Here is a 25,649-nt window from a genome sequence, read left to right on the forward strand (position 1 = left end):
TTTTATTCTTTAATTTATTTAGTCCCCGCTAAATATTAACTTTGCCGGATATGGCAACAGTAAAACCTTCTTTGGCGAAAGGAACCCGTGATTTTTCGCCTTCCGAAATGATCAAACGTAATTATATTTTTGACACATTGAAAGCTGTGTTTAAAAAATATGGTTACAATGAAATACAGACGCCTTCATTTGAGAATTTAACAACCTTAACAGGTAAGTACGGTGATGAAGGTGATAAATTGATCTTTAAGATCCTTAATTCCGGAGACTATTTGACAAAAGCTCCAGATAGTCTACTACAAGATAAAAATTCGAATAAGCTAATTCCTCATATTTCTGAAAAAGCACTAAGATATGATTTGACAGTGCCTTTTGCACGTTACGTTGTGATGCATCAAAATGATATCTCCTTACCATTTAAGCGTTTTCAGGTACAACCAGTCTGGCGTGCGGATCGTCCGCAAAGAGGGCGTTACCGTGAATTTTACCAATGTGATGTTGATGTGGTGGGATCAGAAAGCTTGCTGAATGAAGCTGAATTTATTCTGATTTATCAAGAGGCCTTCGAACGTTTTGGATTGAAAGATTTTAATATTAAAATCAACAACCGGAAGATCCTTTCTGGTATCGCCGAAATTATCGGAAAGCCAGAACTTATTGTCGATATGACTGTCGCCATTGATAAGTTGGATAAAATCGGGTTGGATGGAGTCAATAAAGAATTGTTGGAAAGAGGTTTTACCGAAGCCGATCTAAATCTTTTGAAACCGATTATCTTATTGGAAGGTTCAAATGGGGAGAAACTGGCATCGCTAAAATCTATCTTGGCAGATTCTTCCATTGGTTTAACCGGTATTGCAGAGATTGAAGAGGTCTTTGATTATATTACCAAGTTGAGCGGGGATACGGAGTTATTGAACCGTATTATTGATCTGGATATTACATTGGCGCGAGGTCTCAATTATTATACAGGCTGTATTTTCGAGGTAAAGACAAATGAAGTAGCTATGGGAAGTATTGGAGGCGGTGGCCGCTATGATGACCTTACAGGAATGTTCGGATTGAAGGATCTGACAGGAGTGGGTGTCTCATTCGGTGCTGACCGTATATACGATGTATTGGAAGAATTGAACCTATTCCCAGCAAATAAAGCGGATTCTACTAAGCTATTGATTATCAATTTTGATAAACAACTTGAAACCTATACGCTAGGTTTGCTCAATAAACTTCGCAAAGAAAATATTGCTGTTGAATTGTATGCCGCTCCGGTGAAGCTGAAAAAGCAGATGGGTTATGCCGATGGAAAAGGAATCCCTTACGTGTTGTTGGTTGGAGATGAAGAGGTTTCATCCGGTCAATTATCGCTCAAGGACATGGAAAGTGGAGAGCAGGTGAAGGTTACCGAAAGTGAGCTTATCCAAAAACTGCGCTAGCAAACAATTTGTATAAAATAGATAAAGCCAAATGATTATTAAGTCGTTTGGCTTTTTTATTTTCATAAGTTTTTGATTTATTTGATTGTGCCGTTCATTTATTTGCTGAAAAATGCTATATACTTTAAATCAAATGTCTTAGAAGTGTCTTAAAGTATAAATAAAATTGACTTTTGACCAAGAAAATTCATCCAAAATTATTAGATTTGTAGTCTAGAATTGTAAGAAAATCAAAACTTTGAAATGAGTTCAACACCTATAACAAAAGAGACATATTTGGAGTGGTATAAGTCTATGTTACTTATGCGTAAGTTTGAAGAAAAAGCAGGTCAACTTTACGGACAGCAAAAAATTCGTGGTTTCTGTCACTTGTACATAGGACAAGAGGCAGTAGTCGCTGGAACGATGTCGGTTATTAAACCTGAGGATTCTTTAATCACTGCTTATCGTGATCACGCCCACGCTTTGGCTAAAGGCGTTTCTGCAAATGCTTGTATGGCTGAATTATATGGAAAGATCACTGGTTGTTCAAAAGGTAAAGGAGGCTCAATGCACTTCTTTTCTAAAGAACATAAATTCATGGGTGGCCATGGTATCGTCGGTGGTCAGATTCCTTTAGGTGCTGGTATCGCATTTGCTGAGAAATATCTTGGTACAGATAATGTAAACATCTGTTATATGGGCGATGGAGCTGTACGTCAAGGTGCATTTAACGAAACACTAAACATGGCGATGTTGTGGAAACTCCCAGTTATATTCGTGTGTGAAAACAACGGTTATGCGATGGGTACTTCTGTACAACGTACAACTAACATGCAAGACATTTACAAAATGGGATTAGGTTTTGATATGCCTTCTGCTCCTGTAGATGGAATGGATGTCGTTGCTGTACACAACGCAATGGATGAAGCTGTTCAACGTGCTCGTGCTGGCGAAGGTCCTACATTCTTAGAAATCCGTACTTACCGTTATAAAGGACACTCCATGTCTGACCCTGCGAAATATCGTACGAAAGAGGAACTAGAAGCGTATAAAGACCGCGATCCATTATTGGCTACTAAACATGCTATTTTGGAAAACAAATATGCGGATGATGCTTGGTTTGCTGAGGTTGAGGCTGATGTGAAAAAAGTAGTTGATGAGTCAGTAAAATTTGCGGAAGAATCTCCTTACCCAACTGCAGATGAATTGTACAAAGATGTTTATGTACAACAAGACTATCCATTTATTTTAGATTAATACTCTTTAACTTGATAATATAATACAGAATGGCTGAAGTAGTAAGAATGCCCAAAATGAGCGACACAATGACCGAAGGGGTCATCGCAAAATGGCACAAAAATGTTGGTGATAAAGTAAATTCTGGTGATTTAGTAGCTGAAATTGAAACAGATAAAGCTACAATGGACTTTGAGTCTTACCAAGAAGGTACTCTTTTATATATTGGCCCTAAAGAAGGTGAAGCAGTAGCGATCGATGCTGTTATTGCTGTTTTGGGTGAACCTGGTGAAGATTTTCAAGCTTTGCTGAGCGGTGATGCTCCTGCAGCTGAGAAAGCACCAGAAAAAACCGAAGAAAAAAATACAGCGGAAGTTTCTGCTCCAGAATCTTCGGCGAGCACAGTTACAGCTGAGGAATTGGGATGTACTGTGATCACAATGCCATTGTTAAGTGATACCATGAAAGAAGGTGTTATTGCACAATGGAATTTTAAAGTTGGTGACACGATCAAATCTGATGACGCTATCGCTGATGTTGAAACAGATAAAGCGACAATGGAAGTTACAGCTTATGCTGATGGTACATTGTTGTATGTTGGTCTTGAGGCCGGAGAAGCAGCAAAAGTAAATGATATTATTGCTATTGTTGGTCCTGCGGGAACTGATATTACACCTTTATTGAATCAAAAATCTGCTCCTACAAAAGCAGAAACTGCGGAAGCACCTAAGGCTGATTCAGCTCCTACTGCAACTGCAGCTCCAGTAGCATCTGCTACAAATGATGATGCTCGTGTAAAGGCTTCTCCATTAGCACGTAAGATTGCAAAAGATAAAGGCATCAACTTGAACGATATCAAAGGATCAGCAGATGGTGGTCGTATCGTGAAAAAAGATGTTGAATCTTTTGTTCCTGCTGCGGCGAAACCTGCTGCAACAGCAGCTGAAGCGGCTCCTGCTACAGAGACAAAAGCAATTACTTTACCTACGTATGTTGGTGAAGAACGTTATACAGAGAAACCTGTCAACCAAATGCGTAAGACAATCGCGCGTCGTTTGGCAGAATCATTGTTTACAGCACCGCATTTCTACTTGACAGTTTCTATCGATATGGATAATGCAATGGTTGCTCGTGCGCAAATCAATGAGATCGCTCCAGTAAAAGTATCATTCAATGATATCGTGGTGAAAGCCGTTGCTGTCGCATTGAAAAAACACCCAGCAGTGAATTCGTCTTGGCTAGGAGATAAAATCCGTTTCAACGAACATACCAACATTGGTGTGGCTATGGCTGTTGAAGATGGCTTGTTAGTTCCTGTAGTACGTTTTGCTGATGGTAAATCATTATCTCACATCTCTGCTGAAGTGAAAGATTTTGCTCAAAAAGCGAAAGCGAAAAAACTACAACCAGCGGATTGGGAAGGATCTACTTTTACAGTTTCCAACCTGGGAATGTTTGGAATAGATGAGTTTACATCTATCATTAACTCTCCTGATGGCGCTATTCTTTCAGTGGGAGCTATCCAAGCTGTTCCGGTTGTGAAAAATGGTGCTGTAGTTCCTGGTAACGTAATGAAAGTAACTTTGGGCTGTGACCACCGTGTGGTAGATGGCGCGACAGGTGCTGCATTCTTACAGACTTTAAAAGCATTGGTAGAAAATCCAGTTAGATTACTAGCATAGATTCCGCAAGCCAATAAAATATTAGCCACTTTAGTAATAAAGTGGCTTTTTTTGTTCTAAAAATTCGTTTTTTTATACTAAAATCTTCATTTTAGCATTATTATCTTTATACACGATTCTTTATTGAAAATCAAAAAGAATACACATTAATCAGAGTAAGAATAGCATGATTGTGATACAGGTATCGTGTAAAAAATGAGGTACAGAATTGGCTTAGTAAACTAGGTAAACATAACACAATATAGAAAATCCAGGAGAAGCAATACGTGAAATTATTTTTTTTAAAGGGAATGGCAGCTCTTTTGTTCGTATCTACAATCGCTTGTAGTTCAAAAGAGAAAAAACAAAAAGAGGCGGCGATAGCACAAGCAAAAATAGATAGTACAAGACTCATTTACAATCCCCAGGATGCTGATCCAAAGATTGACGCCTTTATGAAAAACTTGCATTCAAAGGCTGCATTCAATGGAAATGTGCTGGTGGCGAAAGATGGAAAAATTCTATATCAAAATACTTTTGGCTGGGCCAATTACCTGAAACGCGATAGCTTGGCAATTGATGATAAGTTTGAGTTGGCTTCCGTCACCAAACCAATAACGGCTGTGGGTGTATTGAAGTTGGTCGAAGCTGGAAAATTACGTCTGGATCAGACGATCAATGATTTTTATCCTGATTTTCCGTACCCCGGTATTACTATTAAAATGCTATTGACCCACCGCTCGGGTTTACCTAACTATGTCTATTTTTCGGAAGACCACTGGCCCGATCGAAAAAAAGGAATGACGAATCAGGATGTTATGAAAATGCTGACAGAATTTAAACCGAATAGATATGGTGCTCCAGGTGGTCGTTTTTTCTATAATAATTCCAACTTTATGGTTTTAGGAGCTATTATCGAAAAAGTGTCGAAGCAGGATTATGCGACCTATATGAAAGATAGTGTCTTCAATGTTGCAGGTATGACGAATACTGCCGCGTTGTCAAAGGCTGTCTACGATAAGATTCCAACCAACGTTATAGGTCATGATAAAGTATGGCGAAGATCTGTTGTACAGAATTTTCAAGATGGCCCATTGGGAGACAAAGGGGTATACAGTACGGTGCGTGACCTATATCGCTTTGATCTGGCGCTGCGGGATGGACGATTATTGAAGCAATCAACCTTGGATTCGGCTTATCGCGGTTACCCTGATGCCAAAAAAGGCATTTTTAGCTACGGCTACGGATGGCGGACATTTGAACATGGTAACGACCATATTGTCTACCATACAGGATGGTGGCACGGTTTTCGTCACATTTATGTACGGGATCTGAAAAGGAATATTGTGATTGTTTTACTTTCCAATATGACAAATGGTAGCTTGGTGAAATTGGATGAACTTTATAAAATTTTGGGGATGCCAGTTTTACGTAAGAATGCCTACAGTACCCATGGCGATTTTATTATTGATGAATAGATCCATGCCCTTGATCGCTGTAAAAAATAGAAGCAGCGTGTTTAAAGGGAAACTACAGGATTAAAACTCCAATACCGATGAAGGCTGTGTAAATGCCTTTGCGCCGTATAGTTGATGAACAAATAAGTATAAGGATGAAAAAGACATTAATCTTAGGTGCGAGTACGAACCCTTCGCGTTATTCAAATAAGGCAGCGAATATGCTCCGTAAGCACGGACATGATATTGTTAACATCGGTTTGAGCGGGGGAGAAGTGGCTGGTGCGCCTATCGAGAAGAAAGGTGAGGTGCATAGCGATATTGACACAGTGACCATGTATCTTGGGGAGCAAAATCAAAAGGAGTATTATAACTATATTTTGGCAACGAAACCAAAGCGTATAATCTTTAATCCGGGGGCCGAGAATACTGAGTTAGAGCAGATAGCTATGGAGAATGGTATTAAAACTGAAAGAGCCTGTACTCTGGTATTGTTGAGTACAGGTCAGTTTTAGATTTTGGATTTCTGGAGCAATTCAACAGACAAATACTTTGTGATAAAATAGTTTGTCAAACCGATTGTATTACTGTCCAGATTCAAACTGGATACTTTTATATCGCAATGTTCTTTTAATATCGCCATTGTATACGAATTGATTGCCTGTTGTATCGGGATCGTAATTAATTCATTGGCTTTGGCAATTTTGCCTCCAAGTACAATAAGTTCTGGATTGAGCAGCTGGATCAGGGAAGCGAAAGCTTTACCTAGATTGGTTCCCAACTTAGAAATTTGGTTTATAGCAAATTGATCACCTTTATTAGCCGCCTCGATCACATGAGTTGGTGTTAGGTGATCCAGTTCCTCCTTATGTAATTCATTGAGCTTAGTAAGTTCACCTTTTTGGATCTCCTGTTTTGCATTGTTGACTAGAGCAATTCCCGAAGCAACTGTTTCCAGGCAACCTCTTTTCCCACAATAACACAATTCGCCATTATCAATAAAGGGCATATGGCCTACTTCGCCGGAATAACCATCCCGTCCGAGATAAACTTCACCATTGGAAACTATCCCAAGACCTATTCCCCAATCCATTAAAATAATAAGGCTATTTCTCGTGTTTTTGGCCAGACCAAATTTCAGCTCTGCATATGCTGCGCCCTTTACGTCATTGAGTATATAAACAGGTTTGCTATATTTGTTCTCGAAGTACGCCGTAATAGATTGTGATGCGTCATGCAAAAAAGTCTCATTAGTTCCTTCCTCAGCATTGATTAGACCCGGCATGCTAATGATCAGTCCGGTTAAATTTTCCTTATCTACTGATTTTTCTAACAAATATTGATCGATAATCTGTGTAATATCATGAAGATTATCAGCATTGCGTGATAATTCATTGTCCAGTTCTACAGTTTCAGCAACTATATTTTGGTTGTTGTCCATGATGCTCAGTGTAATGGAGAAGCGCTGCAGCTCGATACATAACACCTGAAACAATCCATCACACAGCCGATATAGGTTTGGTTTGCGACCACCGATAGATTCTCCCTTGTCAAATTGACGGACAATGTTATCCTCCAATAATTCAGCAATCAGGCTGTTGACCGTAGGAAGACTTAGGGAGAGATTTTTTACAATGTCGTTTACTGATACAGATCCTAATTCGGCTATTAATTTGATAATTGAAAGTTTATTGAATAGATTTTTCTTTTCAGGTTTACTATCCAATTTTTTGTTAATCAGTAAGTTCACGGCTTTTGTCATAAAACATCATATTTTGAATTAGAATCCTAGAACCTTAATTTAATAAAAGTTTTGGAATCATTCGGTTATTTTTCTCACTTGTCAAACAAGCCGGTTGTTTAGAAAAAAGGGGATAAGATCCCTTATCCCCTTTATTTTACACTTCGTAAAACTATTTGAGTTTTTTTACTCGAATGTCTTTGAAGAATACTTCAGTTCCATGTCCCAAGAAACCTAGGTGGCCACTCGTACGTTTTAAACCTGGATGCTCTTTACCATCCAACGTACCATTTTTACTGGCTTCAGCAATATCAGCGTCAACAATGACAGTGCCATTCAAGGTTACCTTAACACGGTTGCCTTTTACATAGATTTCTTCGGAGTTCCACTCACCCAATGGTTTTAAGTAACCTCTTTTAGCTGTTACCACACCGTAGATAGAGCCATGATATTGATAAGGTTTTAAATCTTTATAGACATCGGCATCATTATCAAGAACTTGGATTTCCATGGCTTCATAAGCCGCATCACCTTCTAATGGGGCACGTATCCCGACACCATTGTTAGCTCCTGGCGTCAATTTGAAGTCAAAGCGATAGATAAAATCTGAGTACTCTTCTTTTGTATACAAGTTTCCGCCAAATTTAGCATTAGGGTATACCCAGATATAACCTTCATCATTAATGATATAAGCTTTGTTTTCAGTCCACTTGTCCAGATTTGTTCCGTCAAATAGCACCTCAAAACCATCTTTTTTCTCTTGCTCGCTTATTTTGAAGATCTGCTTTCTAGGGAATTCCTTGATAAAAAGATCTCGGTAGTAAACAACTGACCCATGAGCTTGGAGTTCGATCTGTTCTGTAGGGAAAATGGATTGATTTCTGTCCCAATAATTTTCAAGTGGAATATTATCGGTTACCAATTGACCGTTTAACCAAACGGTGACTTTATCGTCGACCATTTTGATTTTGAAGGTATTCCATTCACCAGTAGCGTTGTCAGCAACCTTGAGTGGTTTGCTTTCATTTTTTTGGTTGTTGTACAATCCCCCTGAGCCTACTTGAGCGCCCACTCTTGTATTGGCGATATCCCAAATTTGTACTTGTGGAGTGCCTCTCAAGTAGATACCAGCATCACCCTCTATACCACCATAGTTCTCCAATTTCCAGTCTACAAGCATCTCGAAATCTCCATATTGTTTTATGGTAGCCAGGTTATCTCCTTTGCCACTAAAAACAATCTCTCCATTCGAGGCTGACCAACCCTTGCGCATGATCTCGTCTGCTTTCGCTTGCTCGGATGCCAGCGTTTTGGCGTTCATTTTACCTCGTTTGATTGGATCGGCGACTAATCCTTTCCAACCGCTAAGGTCCTTACCATTGAAAAGTGATACATAACCTTCTTTTACCGGCATTTCAGAAAGGTAGCGAACAACCGCCTCTTTCAGGTAACCACTTTCGCTACCGGACAGTTTACCGATTACCTGTTCTAGAACTTCTCTGACTTTGCTACCATAGTATTTATTGTCCATGGCAATATTCATGGCTGTATTCGCAGCTGCTTCTCCTAGTTCGGGGTCAGCCATTTTATCCGCAGCAAAAATAAAAGCTTGATAAGTACCTGTTGGTTGAAGAGCTGAAAGTGCAGCCTTCTTCTGTTCTACAGTCTTTGCAACACTAAATGCGTCACGTAATAAAAGTGTTTTTTGATCAGCCGTATTAGCCGAAGATGAAATAGACTTGACTAATCCTCTGTAAACCGTATTGAATAGGTTGTCATCTTTTTCTGTTCTTGATAAGGATACTAGTTTAGGAAGTGCATTAGCGGATGACCAACTTGACAACGATGTAATGGCTGCAGTCCTTAATTCCAGATTATTATTATTTACGTAATTGCCGACTGCTTGCAACGATTGGTCATCACCAAGTCCAGCAAAAATAGGGAAGTATTTTGCAGCGCTAGGAGCGGCTGATTTTGAAATATTTGCAGCTAATTTTCCTGTTAATCCTTTTGCATTAGGGCTTGATTGAACAACATTGACAACTGCTTTCTGCAATAACGTTGCCGATTTCGGATCAGTGGTATTGTTCAACCTATTGAAAAGTTCTTCAAGATCAGATTCCTGAGCGACATTAGGTAAAGCTTTATTTATAGCTTCCTCTACTGTTGGATTTGTTGTTTTAATCGCTAGAACAGCTTTTGAAGACGCATTATTGGAGCGTTTGCTCAATATATCCAATAACTGAACTTTTTTGCTGTCATCAACAGAAGCGAGTGCAGTATTGACATCATTGATCACATTAGCATCCTTTGAAGATAGGATAAGCGCCTTAACAGAATTGTTAAATTCTTGATCCGCATCAAAGGCCTGTATTAGGGTATTGGTCTCTTTTCCTTGTGAAAGTTTGTTGATCGCGCTTAATCCTGCCAATTTTGTCACTGGCGAAGTCGTTTTGCCGACCAAGGCCTGGATTGCGTTTAAACTGCTCGCAGATCCGTTGTGTGCGAGATAGTTTAGGACACTTTCCTGTACCTCTGGTGTCCCCTTACTCGCTAGAGCCAGCAGGCTTTTCGCATCACTACCTTTACCATATTTACCGAGCAATTGCAACGCAAGGTTACGATATGCACCATTATCACTCTTTACAGCAGACAGTAGATTTTTTTGTTGCTTACCTGGATTGATGGCAGCCAATAATTTCAATGAAGCAAATTGTCCGTTGATGGATTTCGCTTTCTGTGATTCCTGGAAGAATTTGTTCAGGAATTTGATGGCATCTTGATCATGCTTATTGTCGATCAACGATTGTGCATAGTCAATACCTAGTCCGACAGCATCAAATTTATCGTAACTATATGCCGCATCGTTCAATTTATTTTGGAATAACGAAGCGGAAGCTGTACCACCAATTTTACTTAATGCGATCAAAGCGGTGCGTTGGAAAGCATCAGAGTTATATTTTTTGGTGAAATCCAAAATAGCGTTTTCCGCATTTGCAACCTTTAAATCGCCTAGTGCTGTAACAATAGCGATTGCAGTTTTTTCAGTCGTTGAAGCTGCTAATGCTTTTTCCAAGGCCGTAGCTGACTCGCTGGTACGAATAGAGACCAAAGTTCTCGCAGCAGCATCAGCTAGATTATCGTTCGTTAAACAATTTGCCACAGCTGGGATTGCGGAGTTATCTGCGCACTGGCGCAGTAAACGTAAAGCGAAAACTTGATTTGTAGGTTCGCTCAGTTGTGCAATGGATTTTGCTAAACCTTCAACAAATACTTTTCTTTGTTGCTCTTTTCCAGGCTGATTGACATAAAAAGAATAGCTGTTGGCAGCAAATTCAATTGGAGCATTATTACTTCCGGGAGCTTTTAGGCCTTTAAGGAAAGCAACGATGTCATCGGAAGTAAATCCTTCCAGCTCGTGCATGGCGAGCAGGAACTTTTCTTTTTCCTCTGCGGGTTGCTGAGCCAGCACATCAGCTATTTTGGTAGCTGTGGTTCTATTTTGCGGTTGCTGGGCATATGAGGCGCTCGAGATGAGAAGCAATACAGCCAGCGAATTAAATATCTTTTTCATTGAGATTATTTATCTTTTATCGGCATGAAACTACCATGATTACTGCTATCCATCCAGTGTTCTGAAGTCTTTTTGCGTTCATGGTATTTCATCGGATTATAATTGTTAGATAGACCAAGGACCCCTCATTGGTTGGTGAATTAAACGATTTGCAGCGTCATCATCAATAAATTGCTCATTTTGAGAATCGTATTTTAATGAGCGGTTGAGGCGCAGTGCTGCTAATCCCATATTAACCAATGTACAGGAGCGGTGCCCATTTATTTCATTGAGAGCGAATTTTTCGCGTGTCCGGACGGATTCCAAAAAGTCGGTGATTTGTGGTGCAGGCTCAGGGTATTGCGCCAGTTTTCTTTCCAGATCAGGAATATCGGACGCAAATCCTTTATATAATTTACCTTTAGGCCCTTCAATATAAGCCGCTTTTTCATCTTTGGCCTCACCATCTAAAATGATCTGACAGCCATCAGCATAAGTGAACGTAATGCGTCTCCAGGTACCAACGGCATCTGGGTGTTGTTGTGGTGCATCCACATCTACACTCACAGGGCTTTCATTGTCCTTGCCTAAGAAATATTGTACAGGATCCATATAATGTTGGCCCATATCACCTAATCCACCACCATCATAATCCCAATATCCTCTAAAAGTGGTGTGTACGCGATGTTTATTGTAAGGTTTATACGGTGCTGGACCCAGCCAAAATTCGTAATCTAATTCCGCGGGAACTTGTTCTTCCGGTAAGTTTTCTTTTCCTACCCAGTAGAATTTCCAGTCAAATCCTGTATGCTTACTTATCGTTACTTTTAATGGCCAACCCAACATGCCTGTATCTACTAGTTTTTTGATTTTACTAACAGGTACATTCATTCCATAAAAATCATCTTTGAAGCGAAACCAGGTGTTCAGACGGAACATATTTCCGTGTTGTGCAATGGCTTCTTTCACTTTCTTACCTTCACCAATCGTACGCGTCATTGGTTTTTCACACCAGATATCTTTTCCTGCTTTAGCAGCCTCTATGGACATAAGACCATGCCAGTGCGGCGGAGTTGCAATGTGGACAATATCTACTTCTGGAGATTTGATTAATTCTCTAAAATCGTGGTATTCTTTTATGCCGCCACCCAAGTCACTTTGTGCGGCTGCAAGATGGCTTTTGTCAACGTCACAGATGGCAACTGTTTTTGTTCCGGCATAGCCGAAGTGTCCACGGCCCATATTTCCGACGCCGATTACTCCTTTGGTTAGATGATCACTCGGAGCAAGATAGCCTTGGCCTCCAAGTACAAAGCGTGGTACAATAGAAAATGCTGCAGCACCTACCACTGATTTTTTAATGAAATCACGCCTTGATGAATTCTGTTCTTTCATGTTGGTTGGATTAGTTGTTTTATAATTGATCCATTTTAGGCTGTTAAAATTAACTGCAATTGGATATTGAACCTAAAAATAGATAAAAAACTGATAAATATAAACTGATAACTAAAATTTTATGTATTGTTTCTTCTTGTTTTATGAAAAAATAATAAAAGGATAGCTCTAAATTCATTTCTTTCGTATATAAGGTTCGATTCTATTGTCCCACGCTAGTATTTAGATACAGAATTGTTACATGAACTGTACTGCTTGAATCTCTTATTAAAGCGCATAAATTTTCTAGAATACAATCTAATCCACCTTGTGATAATAGAGTCGCAGTATGTGGCATTTTGAAAGGACAGATCGATTTATTGGTCCTATTTAATACCTGAATAGTATGCCTTAATTTGTATTCATCCAGTGGGTACTCACAAAAACCAGGTATTAGGATACCGGAAAATCGTGAAGCCACTCAATCGTTTTCGTAAAACAAGCTTGATTATGCTTGGAGAATCAAGCATCTTTATGGAGCCTTCAAAAGAAGGAAACCGATATGATGAAACCAAAAACACTATTCATAATTATTTTTGCGACAATCCTACCCGCAATGGGATTTGGGCAATTTAAAGTTACGCCACTCGGAAATACGATATATGAGGGTGTGTTTACAGGGAATGGTCTATTGGGAACGATGACTTACCTATCGGGTAAAAAATCTGTGCGTATTGACATCGGCCGAACGGATGTATATGATCACCGTGCAAACTCGGAGGACAAGTTGTTCGATAAAGCCCGCCTGCAATTGGGGCACTTTGATCTGGACCTGGGGAGTGCAATCGTCCAAAGCAGGGGTGATATCCATCTAAAGGAGGCTTATGCCATGGCAACTGTTTCGACAGATCAGGGACAGATCAAAGTGAAAACGACAACACTTTCCAATGATAATATTATCTTATTGGAGGTGTCAAAAAAAGAGTTTAAGGGAAAGTATACGCTCAATTGGGTGGCCGATTCGGCAATCAGTCCACGCATGAAATTTTCCTATACCCAAAAACCGAAGGCATACCTTGCCAATCCTGCTGGAAAGAATGGACAAGAAGGTCATATAAAATACTATGAACAAGCACTAACAGCGGGTGGGGGATATACCACAGCTTATTTGCTTCGATCATCCAAAGAGCTTGACAGGTATGTTATCACAGTTGGCTACAGCCAAGAAGGAAAGGATTTTACAAAAGAAACGCTGGACTATCTCAAAAAAATCGACAATAGGAAAATAGCGCAGGGGCTGGCACAACATCGTCAATGGTGGAAGAACTATTTTATGGCATCTACACTAGAACTGCCTGATCCAATTTATCAAGGTTTCTATGATATGCAATTGTACAAGCTGGCAAGCGCAACCAGATCGGACAAGCCAGCTATGGATCTGCAAGGGCCGTGGACGAGTCCCACTCCCTGGCCAGCTTATTGGCTCAACCTAAATATGCAGCTCGCCTATTCACCGACTTTTAAAGCAAATCACCTGGATATCGCTAATTCCTTGATTCAAATGATTGACCAAAATAAGGATAATCTGCGTCTTAATGTTCCGGAACCCTATCGCTACAATAGTATAGCGGTGGGTCGTTCTTCTGCACCGGATTTATGGAGCCCAGTATTATTGCAAAAAGGTGTCTCCCTTGAAAAAGCCTCTGATGGTGATAAAGAACTTGGTAACCTTGTGTGGCTACTGCACAGCTACTATCAGTATTATCGGGCAACACTGTCGCGAGATGTATATGATCGTTTATTCCCACTTTTGAAGGAAGCAGTCAACTACCATTTGCATTTGCTGGAGAAAGATCAAAATGGGAAATATGCGATCGCTGTTAAAACCTATTCACCTGAATATTCAAAAGGATTTGCTTATAATACAAACTACGACCTATCAATCCTAACGTGGGGCTTAAAGGCTTTACTGGAACTAGATGACGAACGTGGAGGCAACGATCCACTTCATGCCGTATGGAAGGATGTGCTGGAACATTTGGTTGAATACCCACAAAATAGTGATGGTTTTATGATTGCCAAAGATGTGCCCTATGAGGAGTCACATCGACACTATTCGCATCTGATGATGATTTATCCTTTTTATGATGTAAACTGGGATCAAAAGGAAAACAGGGAGCTGATTGAAAAATCTATTGCATATTGGCAGAGTAAAAAGCAATGGCTTCAGGGCTATTCCTTTTCAGGGGCGGCTTCGATGTATGCCATGATGGGACGCGGCGATGCGGCTTTAGCCTCGTTGGATGTTTTATTGAACAAATATGTAAAAGCGAATACTCTCTATGCGGAAAGTGGCCCTGTGATCGAGACGCCGTTGGCCGCCATGGCAAGTATACAGGAGCTCTGTCTGCAATATTGGAATGGGATATTGCGCGTATTCCCAGCTGTTCCGAGCAAATGGAAGGATGTCTCCTTTAACCAGTTTTTAGCGGATGGGGGGAATTTGATTTCTGCACAACGTAAAAATGGGAATACAGTAGCCGTTGAAGTTAAAAGCCAATACGGTGGAACATTAAAGCTAAAGCTCGATATGCTTAACCCAATCGTTAAAATACAGGGAAAGGGTAAGTATACGAAGCAGGAGGATGGTTTAATCAGATTAGAACTCAATAAGGGAGCTATAGTCGCTATCCGTGAAAGTAAATAACAGCAATATAGATTAAAATAATTAAAGTAAACAACGTATAGAAAGGGAATATAACTAATGAGATTTAGAAAGCAAATTTTTATGATTTTATGGGCTGCTCTGGGAACAGGTACTTTGGTCCATGGGCAAACTGTGAAATTGAAACTGTCAAAAGAGTTTGTACAACAGCAACTGGATGCAGCTGCCAAGCAGATTAAAGTCTTGGATAAGGAAACACCGGCAGATAAGTTTCCGAAAACATTTGAAAATGGCAAGGAAGTTTTCTCGTCATCAAGTTGGTGGTGTTCGGGATTCTATCCTGGGACTTTATTCTATTTATATGAAGGAACCAAAGATCCAGATCTACTAAAGAAAGCGGAGGACAAATTAACTTACTTAGAAAAGGAGAAGAATAATAAGGGTACACACGATTTGGGTTTTATGTTGTTCTGTAGTTTTGGAAATGCCCTTCGATTGACTGGAAACACACAACAATATGAACCAGTTTTGACAACAGGAGCAAATTCATTGGCATCGCGTTATAGTCCGAAGACAAAAACTATCCGTTCCTGGGATCACGGGTCCTGGGATTATCCCGTCATTATAGACAATATGATGAACCTGGAGTTTTTAACACAGGTCTCTAAAATAACCGGAGATAAAAAGTATTATGATATTGCAGTCACCCATGCTGAAACAACATTAAAAAACCATTTTCGGAAAGATTATAGTTCTTACCATGTGATCGACTATGATAAGAATACAGGTAAAGTTCGCGCTAAGAAGACACATCAAGGTGCATCTGATGAGTCAGCCTGGTCACGGGGACAGGGTTGGGCCTTATATGGCTATACCATGATGTACCGTGAAACAAAGAAAAAGGAGTTTTTAAAGCAGGCACAGCAGATAGCGAAATACATTCTTGATAATCCAGATTTGCCTTCAGATCTAATTCCATACTGGGATTTTGATAAAGATAAGATCGCTGCAACTGATAAGATGTACCCCAATAAAGATTTAAGGGACGTCTCCGCTGCGGCTTTGTATGCCTCGGCCTTACTGGAACTTTCGCAATACAGCAAAGGCGACGAATCTGCACTTTACTTTGATAAAGCGGAGACAATGATCAAAAATCTATCCCAAGCACCTTATTTGGCTGCTTATGGTCAAAACGGTGGCTATATTCTTCAGCATAGTGTAGGGGCGCTTCCTTTAAATTCGGAGATTGATGTACCATTGACCTATGCGGACTACTATTATGTAGAAGCATTGATCCGTTATAAAAGACTCTTGGATGGCCAACCACTGATTAAAGAAATCGCGAAGTAAACACTGTAAAGATCCCAAGATAAAGATGACAAAGGCGCCCATTTAAGCGCCTTTGTTAGTTTTAAATTTATTACTGTCCTACTACAGTCTCTTTTCAAATATTTAATCCCTTTTCTAATCCATTTTGTGTTTTAATCATCTTCGGAGGAATCCGCTACTTGCTCTGATGGATTATATCCAAATTGTTTCTTAAATTCCCTACTGAAATATTTTCTTTCGGAAAACCCAACGGCATAGGCGACTTCGCTAATATTCATGGAAGATCGCAGCAACTCTTTAGCTCTGTTAAGTCGGTACATCTTTACATAATTATTGATTGAAAGGTTGGATATCGCCCGGAGTTTTCGATAAATAATAGGTGTGCTCATGCCCATCTTTCGGGAGATAAAATTAACATCAAAGTTATCCGACTGCATATTATCTTCGATTAGTTGATCCAATGTGGCAATAAATTGAGCATCCAGTTCGTTGTCGAAATCTGTCTTTTTGACTTGAAATTCCTTGCTCTTTTTATGACTGATGGCTATGAGATTCTGTACAGATAGAAACAACAGCCTATTATCAAAAGGTTTTGTTAGATAAATGTTTGCTCCGTATTGTAAAGCCTGTGTCTGTGAGTTACTGTCTGTCACTGCGGTCAGCAGGATAACTGGAATATGGCTTGTAGCAATATTTGTTTTTACAGCCTGGCATAACTGGGCTCCATTCATATAAGGCATCATCAGGTCAGATAAGATCAAATCTGGGATATACTCTTGCGCTTTCGATAAGGCGTCTTCTCCATTGACAGCTGTAATGACAGTATAGCTGTCCTGAAACAAATGGACAATGGTATCCAATAGTTCTCTATTGTCTTCGACAATGAGGATGGTCTGTTGCAAAGATCTGTCCATTACGGACGGAGTTGCTAAATTTGATTCATCTATTACGGTCATCAGGGAATCTGAGGGAGAGGATATGTGTACTTTCGATAGTTTAGGCAAACGTAGATTGAACACCGTCCATTCTCCTTTTTCATCTTTCATGGTAAAACAACGGATCTCTCCCTGATGCTGTAGGACAATCTGTTTGGTTAAGGCTAGTCCAATACCGGTACCGATACTGTCATTTGCTTGTTCCTCCCGATAATACTCTTCAAAGATCTTGAATTGATTGTCCGTTGAAATGCCAATCCCGTTATCAACAATGTTGATGATGATGCTGTCTTCGTTATCAAGGAGCTCAAGATAAACGGTGCCATTCTCGGGGGTATACTTAATGGCATTTGACAATAGATTGAACATGACCTTGTCGAATTGAACAGCGTCGATGGATTGTAACCCTACGGCATCCAATTGTCGGATATAATAGTTGATATGTTTATTCTGCGCAAGATCATTGAGGAGGTAGAATGTGTCTTCAATATATTCCCTGAAGGGGATATCGCTTTGTTTCAAGATGAAGTGCTTGTCATCAAATTTTTTGAAATCAAGTAGCTCGTTAACAACCCCCAATAATTTGGCCGCGTTCTTTTTAATCCGTTTTATCTTAGATTGCGTAGTCGATAAGTTGGCCGTTTCGCTGATGATTTCATCCAGAGGAGCAGTGATCAGGGTCAGTGGGGTACGGATCTCATGCGAAATTTGTGTAAAGAATTTGATTTTCTTTTCCTGTTCCCTTTCAGAATTAATCAGCATCTGGCGTTCTACAACAAACTTGATAACAAAGTGTACGCCGAGGGTAAATAGTCCGGCATATAAGAGGTAAGCCCACCAAGTTCTCCAGAGCGGCGGCTTTATATCAATGTGTATTTGTAGCGAAGTACTGCTCCAGATGCCGTCATTATTGCTGGCATATACACTGAGTATATGTCGTCCTTCAGGAATATTGGTATATCTGACACTTGGTGTACTGGTTTCTATCCAATCCTTATCAAAACCTTCGAGTTTATAACGATATCTATTTTTATGTGGTTTAATAAAATTGGAACTCGAAAAATTGACTGTGATAAAATTCTCGTCATAACGTAATTGCAATCTGTAGTTGTTGGGGTGATCACCTTGTTGGATGCGGCCATAGTTCAATGGCGTCTCTTCAAGAAATATATTTCTAAAAAGCACGTTCGGTTTTTTCTGATTAAAGGTGATTTTTCGGGTGTCTATCGAAACTAAGCCATTCAATGTGGTCACGAATAAAACACCGGCGTCGCTGCTATAGACCTTAGCTCCCTGCATATTTTTAACAGGAAAACCATCGTACTGATTAAGGACAGTAGTATACTTTGTGGTTGGATCGAGGAAAATCAGTCCATTTTTGCTACTGATCCAGAAATGTTTGTCAATCATGACAGGCCAGCCTAAGGTGTTATTGTGAAAACGGGCCAATGGCTTGATATCGCCCAAATGATATAATTCAGTTGCAGTTGTAAACCAGATATCGCCATCCGGATGGACATAAAACCCTTGAATGGATAATTTTGGATCCGTAAATAGGCGAATAACTTTTGTCCTAGGATCTTGCTTGTAAAGCCGTCCCGCTAATAAAAAATAAACACAATTTTTGTTATCCGCTTGGATATCCGTTAATGTGGTAGGAAGTATTTTGACCGGATATGGAGGTTTCCCTGGAGGTACAATATATAAACCAGCATTTGTACCCAGGTACAGATAGTTATCAACTCCGGCATAGATGCTATAGATATTATTTTTTAAATGGAGCGGATTTTTGTCTAATAGGACATGTTGTGCAGTTTTAGTTTTTAAATCAATGATCGAGTAACCGCCACCATGTTGTGCTGCATAGAGGGTGCTGTCACGTATTGATAGATCCTTGATTAGATTTGATCGCGATAGCTGGGGAAAAGGCTTCATTATTCCCGTCTTTTTATCTAGAAGATTTATTCCTTCCTCTTCGGTTCCGATCCAATAAGCATCTGGGGATTCTGCAAAACTGCCAATAATATCACTATTTAGCCTGTTTTGAGGAGACTCACGACTCGAATAAACATGTAGGGGAATCATGTTTGGATAAATGGCATTGATACCTCCAAAATAAGTGCCTAACCAAATAATTTGTTGATCGTCGACAAATATATCGTAAATGGAATTTTGGCTTAGCGAATGCGGAACCAAAGTATTGTGTTTGTAATTAATAAAAGGTGTACTGCCTGTAAAGACAGAAAGCCCTTTTAGTGTGCCCAGCATTAATGTATTATTTGGGCCTTTATTGATTTTTCGGATGTTATTACTTAGGAGGTTGCTGTTCCCTTCATGAATGTGCTGCCAATGTTGATCCGATAATCGATATTGAAATAATCCCTGTAGTTTTGTTCCTATCCATAATATGCCATTTTGGTAATACAAAGAGCTAACAATACCCTGATTTTTTAGTGGTAATGAGATACGATCGATGTGTGTTAGGGTATTATTTTTTAATGTGCAAAATTCAATACCACTATCGCTGGCAACTGCATATGTTTTCGAATTAACCGGAACAATAGCTTGGACATGATTGCGGGTCAGAACCGGTTTTATGGTATAGGAGTTTCCAAAAGGAATAGCAAGATAGAGTCCACGAGCGGAACAGAGGATGGTCTGATTGCCGTGAATATAAATATCATGAATAGCTAAGGGAAGATCAAAGGGCTTGTCTTGTTGATAGACGGGTTTTCTTTTGTCAATATTAAAGATGAAGAGTTTCGTTGCAGTTGCAATAAAAAGATCATTTCTCGAATTGATATTAATCTTATTGATGTAATCTACATTTTTGAAAATGGAGTCAGTGACTAAAACATTCGTCACATTTCTGGAGTCGTAAATAAATAGGTTGTTTCCCCCACCAAACCATAATTTACCCTGTTGATCCTGCGCGATTGTCAGTACTGCTTGTTTGTCTAGGATATTATCCTGCGTCAGTGTTTCGAAACTAAAGTGCTGGGCACAACAAATGATACTTGAACAGAGGTGTAGTAAAGTGACGACAATGCTTCGAATCTGTTGTGCTGGAAATTTCATAGATAAATAGAGGTTACAGCATCAAATTTAAGATTTTACCCCTTAATATTTATAAAAATCACCCTATTAAATCGTCGTTCTTGCTCAATTTTGACATAGTTAAGTAACCATTTTTAATTATAAAACCAATTTCCTAAAGTATGGCTAAGTTTTACGCAATTGGATTGTCCGCTATGACACTATTTTCTGTAGGTGCAGTTCATGCCCAGCAAAAAATAAATGTAACGGGACAAATCAAAGACAGTCAGGGAACACCTTTGTCAGGTGTAACCATTCGGGAGAAGGGCGGAACGCTCTCCACTTCCACAAATGGATCGGGAACCTATTCCTTATCTGTGAATCCTAACGCAACACTATCAATTTCCTATGTAGGATACCAAAATCAAGAGATTGTACTAAATGGCCGCAATGCCATTAATGTAACGTTGGAAAGTGCCAGCTCGGCGATTGATGAGGTTGTTGTTGTGGGTTATGGGCAACAGAAGAAATCTAAACTATTGGGCTCTGTCGCAACTATCGATGGAAAAAAACTGGAGAGCAGGGCTGTGACGAATGTATCCTCGGCTTTGTCGGGGCTGGCTGCCGGTGTTCAGGTGAAAGTCGGCAATGGTAAGCCCGGTAGTGATGGAGCAACCATTCGCGTACGTGGTACAGGTACCATGAACAATAATGATGCTTTGGTGATTATTGATGGTATTCAAGGGGTAATGGATGCTGTAAATCCAGAAGATATTGAAACAATATCAGTATTAAAAGACGCGTCTTCGGCAGCGATCTATGGTGCACGGGCTGCGAATGGAGTTATTGTCATTACAACAAAGAAAGGAAAAAGCGGACAAGCACCTCAAATAAAATACTCAGGTTTGTTTTCGAGAACGACACCAAGCGCGAAGCCTGAATTTCTAAGCGATTATTTGAGGCATATGAGCTTGTTTCAAGAAGCAGCAGAAAATATAGGCGAGAAAGGTCCATATACGCAAAGCGCTATTGATACCTGGACAGCTGCAAATGCTGATCCAAATGGTGTGACCGCTCAGGGCATACCAAATTATGTCGCCTATCCCAATACCAACTGGGGAGATTGGATTTATGAGAATGCTTGGTTAAAGAGTCATAACGTCAGTGTTTTGGGAGGGAGTGAAAATATCCGCTATAATCTATCCGGAAGAATACAAGACAACCCGGGCATTATGCACAACACAGGGATGAAGCGCTATGAAGGACGGGTGAATCTGGAGACAGATGTTACCAATTTCCTGACAGTCGGTACACAGACATTTATTCTGAAAGAAGACCGTTCTATGGCTTCCGATGCCAATCTGTATAATTTCTTGCGACAAACGACACCGGGTATTTACCCAATGTATGACGGTAAGTTTGGAAGCGCTGTACTCAGCTCCGGTGAATCATCGCAGCTGAACAATTTAATGACCTATCTTTACGATAATAAGGGAAGTAATGAGCGTACACGACTCAACGCTACCTTATTTGCAAATGTTAAACTTTGGAAGGGTTTGACATTTGAAACGAAATTTAACTACCAGAGCCGATTTGATGAAGTGAAAACCTGGTCTGATCCGTCACCACGCTATGACTTTTCAACCATGACGATTACATCGACACCTGTTAACCTTGCGAACTCGACGACCGGACAGTCTTATGGTAAAATTTACAGAAAATCTTTCGATAACGTATTGCGTTATAACACAACGATTGGTAAACATACGATTGGCGCATTAGTTGGTCATAATGAATTTTATTACAACGATTCCGGATTTAGTGCTTCTAGAAAAGGATTGATCGATGCGACTATTACCAATATCGGTACAGGAACGGAGATGAACAGTATCTCTGGAAGCGAATCTGATAACTCCATGCGTTCCTTTTTTGGTCGTGCCAGTTATGACTATGATGCAAAATATTTAGCAGAATTCAGTTTACGTCGGGATGGGGCTTCAAAATTTGGGCGTGGACGAAAATACGGTACATTTCCTTCTGCTTCTGTTGGTTATATCTTATCTAAGGAGTCGTTTATGGAAGCTGTCAATCCTTATGTACAGGATATTAAACTTCGGGCTTCATGGGGTAAATTAGGGAATGACGGCGGAGATGATTTGAATGTCTATGGCTGGCACGGAGTATATAGTTCGGTGGGTTATTCATTTAATGGAGCTCAAGCCAATGGACTAGCATTGTCACGTTTTGGCAATAACTTGTTGCAATGGGAAGATTCCGAGAATAAAGAGCTTGGATTGGAATTTGCAACATTAAACCGTCGTGCATCTGTGGAACTAAGTTTATACGATCGTAAAACGTCAAATATTATTCGTACAGCACAAATGCCAATTACGGCGGGTACTGCTAGTGGTCCTTATTACAATCAAGCCGCTATGCGTAATAACGGAATTGAGCTCAATCTGAACTGGCGGGATAAGATTGGGGATTTCAGTTATAACATTGGTGGTAATTTCTCATATAATAAAAATAAAGTCACGGAATACCAAGGTAAGCTGGTTCAAGGTATGGTTGATGACGGAACGGGAAAAATGGTATGGAATACTAACTTAGGTGATGTATCCACAGGTGGTGTAAACCGGAGACTTGAGGGATACCAGCTGGATGAATTCTATCTACGTCAGGTATATCAAGGTGATGGTAGTTATTTTAATGCCGATGGTTCAGTTAATATCAATGGAGGACCTACCAAAGGGATGATCCGTACGGATCAGGATTACGAATGGGCAAAAGCAATGAAGGCTGCGGGCTATTCTTTTATAACCTCATCCCAAGCCATTGCGGATAGCTATGGTGCGAATGCACGGATGTATTATGGAGACTTGGTTTATGCCGACCGGAACGGAGATGGCATTTATGGAAATAATGCCGATCAGTACTTTACCGGTACGTCGACAAATCCTAAATATATCTATGGATTCAATCTTGGATTCTCTTATAAAGGTCTGGATATGTCTATGATTTGGGCAGGAGAGGCCGGAGGACAGTATTACTGGACAGATATTGGTTATAATAATAATGTATTGATTCTTGGTAACCAGGTGACCACTCGTATTGCAGATGACCATTATTTCTATAACCCGGCGGCGCCAAATGATCCACGTACCAATCAAAATGGATATTTCCCTAGATTGAAATATGGCACTTCTGCAGAAAATATCAATAATCAAGCAAGCGATTATTGGTTATATAAGGCAAATTTTTTAAAGCTTAGAAATTTGCAAATAGGTTATACGTTTGATAAGAAACTAACTGAAAAAGTTAAAGTACGCAGCTTAAGGGTATTTTTTACAGGTGAAAATCTACTGATGCTTACGGACTTTCCAGGATTAGATCCAGAAGTTGGTGCAGGAGCAGAATATCCAACAATGAAACAATTTGCTTTTGGTTTGAATATTGGATTCTAAAATAGAAAGATCATGAAAAATAATATAAAAAAATATAATTTGTGGAGTAAAAAAATACTGCTTGGAGTAACTATCGGGTCGGCAACATTGTTTTCTGCTTGTCAGAAAGATTTATTGGATACCGTACCCAAAACACAGGTATTAACCAATAATATGTGGCTAACAGAAAATCTTACTGACCAAGGTGTAAATGGTGTTTACCAAGGCTTGCGTTTAGGTCAGATGCTGTATGTATATGACACCTATGTTACCCTTCAGGGAAGGGACAATTCAACCTTGATGAATGCAACGGCTACTGCGTCATCGGGTATTTTCTCTTCTACATGGCAAAATTTGTATGAAGGTGTTCACCGGAGTAATAATGCGATCTATGGTATCACCAATGTGTCACCTGTAGGGCCCGAAAAGAAAGCAAGATTACTTGCAGAGATGAAATTTTTGCGCGCATTCCATTACTATCGCTTAAATCAACTGTATAAGGGAGTTCCGATTTATACTGAACCAATCGAGTGGGATAAGGTGGATAAACCAAGGAGTACAGAAAAAGAAGTCTGGGATTTGATTATCAAAGATCTGACGGATTGTATCAATGAACCTCTATTGCCAAATCGTTATGATAAAGGAAAGGCCGAGTTTGGGCGAGTTACTAAATCTGCAGCACATGCGCTTCGTGGTAAGGTGTATATGTATACGCAAGAATGGGCAAAAGCCATTGCCGACTTTGAGCAAGTCAAAAATATGGGACATACCTTATTTGGTAATTATGCAAACCTTTTTAAAGGTGATAATGAGCAAAGCCCTGAAATTATATTTAGTATCCAAAATATCGCTTTGGCAGGATATGGTTCAGATTACCAATTCAGGTTTGGATCACGATCAGCTTTTGGATCCAATTGGAATACCTATTTGGTCCATCCTGATGCGATAGATCGCTATCAGCGTAAAGATGGATCTAAGTTTAATTGGGATGATTACCTGCCAGGTTATAATCAGATGGCACCGGGTCAAAGGGAGGTATTTTTCTTACGGAATAATTTGACCGCTACTGAAATATCGAACATTGAGAAACGGACTACAAATAAGCTTGATATGTCTTTGTATTTGCCAACAGGTAATGAAGAACGACTTAAGAAAGCCTATGAAGATAGAGATCCAAGGTTAGTAAGCAACGTGATTTTGCCTTATTCTACTTTTGTGGGAGCAAATGGCGCGACAGACCAAACCTTCACCTCAAGGTGGCCATATCGGCAAGAATTTGGTGGTGTGTTTGACTTGAGAACGGATATTGTCCCTAATTTTTACTATTACCCACGTAAGTTTGTTTATGAGGGAGCTAACCCAGGTATTCCCAATAGAGAGGCAGGCGCTTATGATTATATTGTGATGCGATATGCAGATATCCTTTTATTATGGGCAGAAGCACTGAATGAATCGAAAAAGCCTAGTGAAGCTGTGTTAAAAGTAAACGAAGTAAGAAAGCGTGCCGGAGTTGGAGAATTACCATTAGGGATAGGTGAGCAGGATCTCAGAAAAGAAATTCGTGAAGAACGCCGCCGTGAATTGATGTGCGAAGGTGTTATCTATTTTGATGAGTTGCGTTGGAAAACATTGAAAGAAACATCATTTTACACCGGAAATGGAATTAAACAGGCATGGGGAGGAGTTGTTTCTCCATATGACTGGCGAGGTGATCAACTTTATACATGGCCAATTCCACAAGTGGAACGGGAACGAAACACATCATTGACACAAAACAGTGGCTGGGATGATTAAGAAATCAGGA

13 protein-coding genes are annotated in these 25,649 nt (G+C 39.9%); 9 read left to right on the forward strand and 4 right to left on the reverse strand.

The window, feature by feature from the left end; translation table 11 throughout:
• Positions 1–50: 50 nt before the first annotated feature.
• The 5 genes from hisS to ABFX33_RS26070 all read left to right on the forward strand — a co-directional run bounded on the left by hisS (position 51) and on the right by ABFX33_RS26070 (position 6,284).
• Positions 51–1,433 carry a histidine--tRNA ligase gene (gene hisS, locus ABFX33_RS26050; RefSeq protein WP_346089214.1) on the forward strand — a complete coding sequence of 461 codons (1,383 nt, stop codon included), beginning with the start codon at positions 51–53 and terminating at the stop codon, positions 1,431–1,433.
• A 243-nt stretch (positions 1,434–1,676) separates the two neighbouring features.
• On the forward strand, positions 1,677–2,672 hold the full coding sequence (gene pdhA, locus ABFX33_RS26055; RefSeq protein ID WP_120261760.1) for a pyruvate dehydrogenase (acetyl-transferring) E1 component subunit alpha: 996 nt from the start codon (positions 1,677–1,679) through the stop codon (positions 2,670–2,672).
• Positions 2,673–2,701: 29 nt separating this feature from the next.
• Positions 2,702–4,333 carry a pyruvate dehydrogenase complex dihydrolipoamide acetyltransferase gene (locus ABFX33_RS26060; protein WP_346089216.1) on the forward strand — a complete coding sequence of 544 codons (1,632 nt, stop codon included), beginning with the start codon at positions 2,702–2,704 and terminating at the stop codon, positions 4,331–4,333.
• A 290-nt stretch (positions 4,334–4,623) separates the two neighbouring features.
• The gene (locus tag ABFX33_RS26065; protein WP_120261758.1) at positions 4,624–5,790 is read left to right on the forward strand and encodes a serine hydrolase domain-containing protein; all 1,167 of its coding nucleotides are present in this window, start codon (positions 4,624–4,626) and stop codon (positions 5,788–5,790) included.
• A 134-nt stretch (positions 5,791–5,924) separates the two neighbouring features.
• Positions 5,925–6,284, forward strand: a complete 360-nt coding sequence (locus ABFX33_RS26070) for a CoA-binding protein (RefSeq protein ID WP_346089218.1) — start codon at positions 5,925–5,927, stop codon at positions 6,282–6,284.
• Here the strand turns inward: ABFX33_RS26070 and ABFX33_RS26075 are convergent.
• From ABFX33_RS26075 to ABFX33_RS26085, 3 genes are all read right to left on the reverse strand, one after another.
• The gene (locus tag ABFX33_RS26075) at positions 6,281–7,531 is read right to left on the reverse strand and encodes an ROK family protein (RefSeq protein ID WP_346089220.1); all 1,251 of its coding nucleotides are present in this window, start codon (positions 7,529–7,531) and stop codon (positions 6,281–6,283) included. The two genes, ABFX33_RS26070 and ABFX33_RS26075, sit on opposite strands and share 4 nt — an antisense overlap.
• Before the next feature lie 151 nt (positions 7,532–7,682).
• Positions 7,683–11,084 (reverse strand): DUF1080 domain-containing protein, encoded by a 3,402-nt coding sequence (locus tag ABFX33_RS26080; RefSeq protein ID WP_346089222.1) that lies wholly within the window; start codon positions 11,082–11,084, stop codon positions 7,683–7,685.
• A gap of 105 nt (positions 11,085–11,189) precedes the next feature.
• A complete protein-coding gene (locus ABFX33_RS26085) occupies positions 11,190–12,413 on the reverse strand; it encodes a Gfo/Idh/MocA family oxidoreductase (RefSeq protein ID WP_428835664.1) in 1,224 nt (407 codons plus the stop codon).
• Between the two features lie 586 nt (positions 12,414–12,999).
• Here ABFX33_RS26085 and ABFX33_RS26090 point away from each other — a divergent pair.
• Together ABFX33_RS26090 and ABFX33_RS26095 are read left to right on the forward strand one after the other, a co-directional pair.
• On the forward strand, positions 13,000–15,144 hold the full coding sequence (locus ABFX33_RS26090; RefSeq protein WP_346089224.1) for a glycosyl hydrolase family 95 catalytic domain-containing protein: 2,145 nt from the start codon (positions 13,000–13,002) through the stop codon (positions 15,142–15,144).
• A 57-nt stretch (positions 15,145–15,201) separates the two neighbouring features.
• Positions 15,202–16,452 (forward strand): glycoside hydrolase family 88 protein, encoded by a 1,251-nt coding sequence (locus ABFX33_RS26095; protein WP_346089226.1) that lies wholly within the window; start codon positions 15,202–15,204, stop codon positions 16,450–16,452.
• Positions 16,453–16,583: 131 nt separating this feature from the next.
• Here ABFX33_RS26095 and ABFX33_RS26100 read toward each other — a convergent pair whose 3' ends face one another.
• Positions 16,584–20,444 (reverse strand): hybrid sensor histidine kinase/response regulator transcription factor, encoded by a 3,861-nt coding sequence (locus tag ABFX33_RS26100; protein ID WP_346089227.1) that lies wholly within the window; start codon positions 20,442–20,444, stop codon positions 16,584–16,586.
• Positions 20,445–20,584: 140 nt separating this feature from the next.
• Between ABFX33_RS26100 and ABFX33_RS26105 the strand changes: the two genes are divergently transcribed.
• Both ABFX33_RS26105 and ABFX33_RS26110 read left to right on the forward strand, forming a co-directional pair.
• The gene (locus ABFX33_RS26105; protein WP_346089229.1) at positions 20,585–23,866 is read left to right on the forward strand and encodes a SusC/RagA family TonB-linked outer membrane protein; all 3,282 of its coding nucleotides are present in this window, start codon (positions 20,585–20,587) and stop codon (positions 23,864–23,866) included.
• A gap of 12 nt (positions 23,867–23,878) precedes the next feature.
• Positions 23,879–25,639 carry a RagB/SusD family nutrient uptake outer membrane protein gene (locus ABFX33_RS26110; RefSeq protein WP_346089231.1) on the forward strand — a complete coding sequence of 587 codons (1,761 nt, stop codon included), beginning with the start codon at positions 23,879–23,881 and terminating at the stop codon, positions 25,637–25,639.
• Positions 25,640–25,649 lie beyond the last annotated feature (10 nt).

Source organism: Sphingobacterium ginsenosidimutans (assembly GCF_039536865.1).
Lineage (GTDB): Bacteria > Bacteroidota > Bacteroidia > Sphingobacteriales > Sphingobacteriaceae > Sphingobacterium > Sphingobacterium detergens.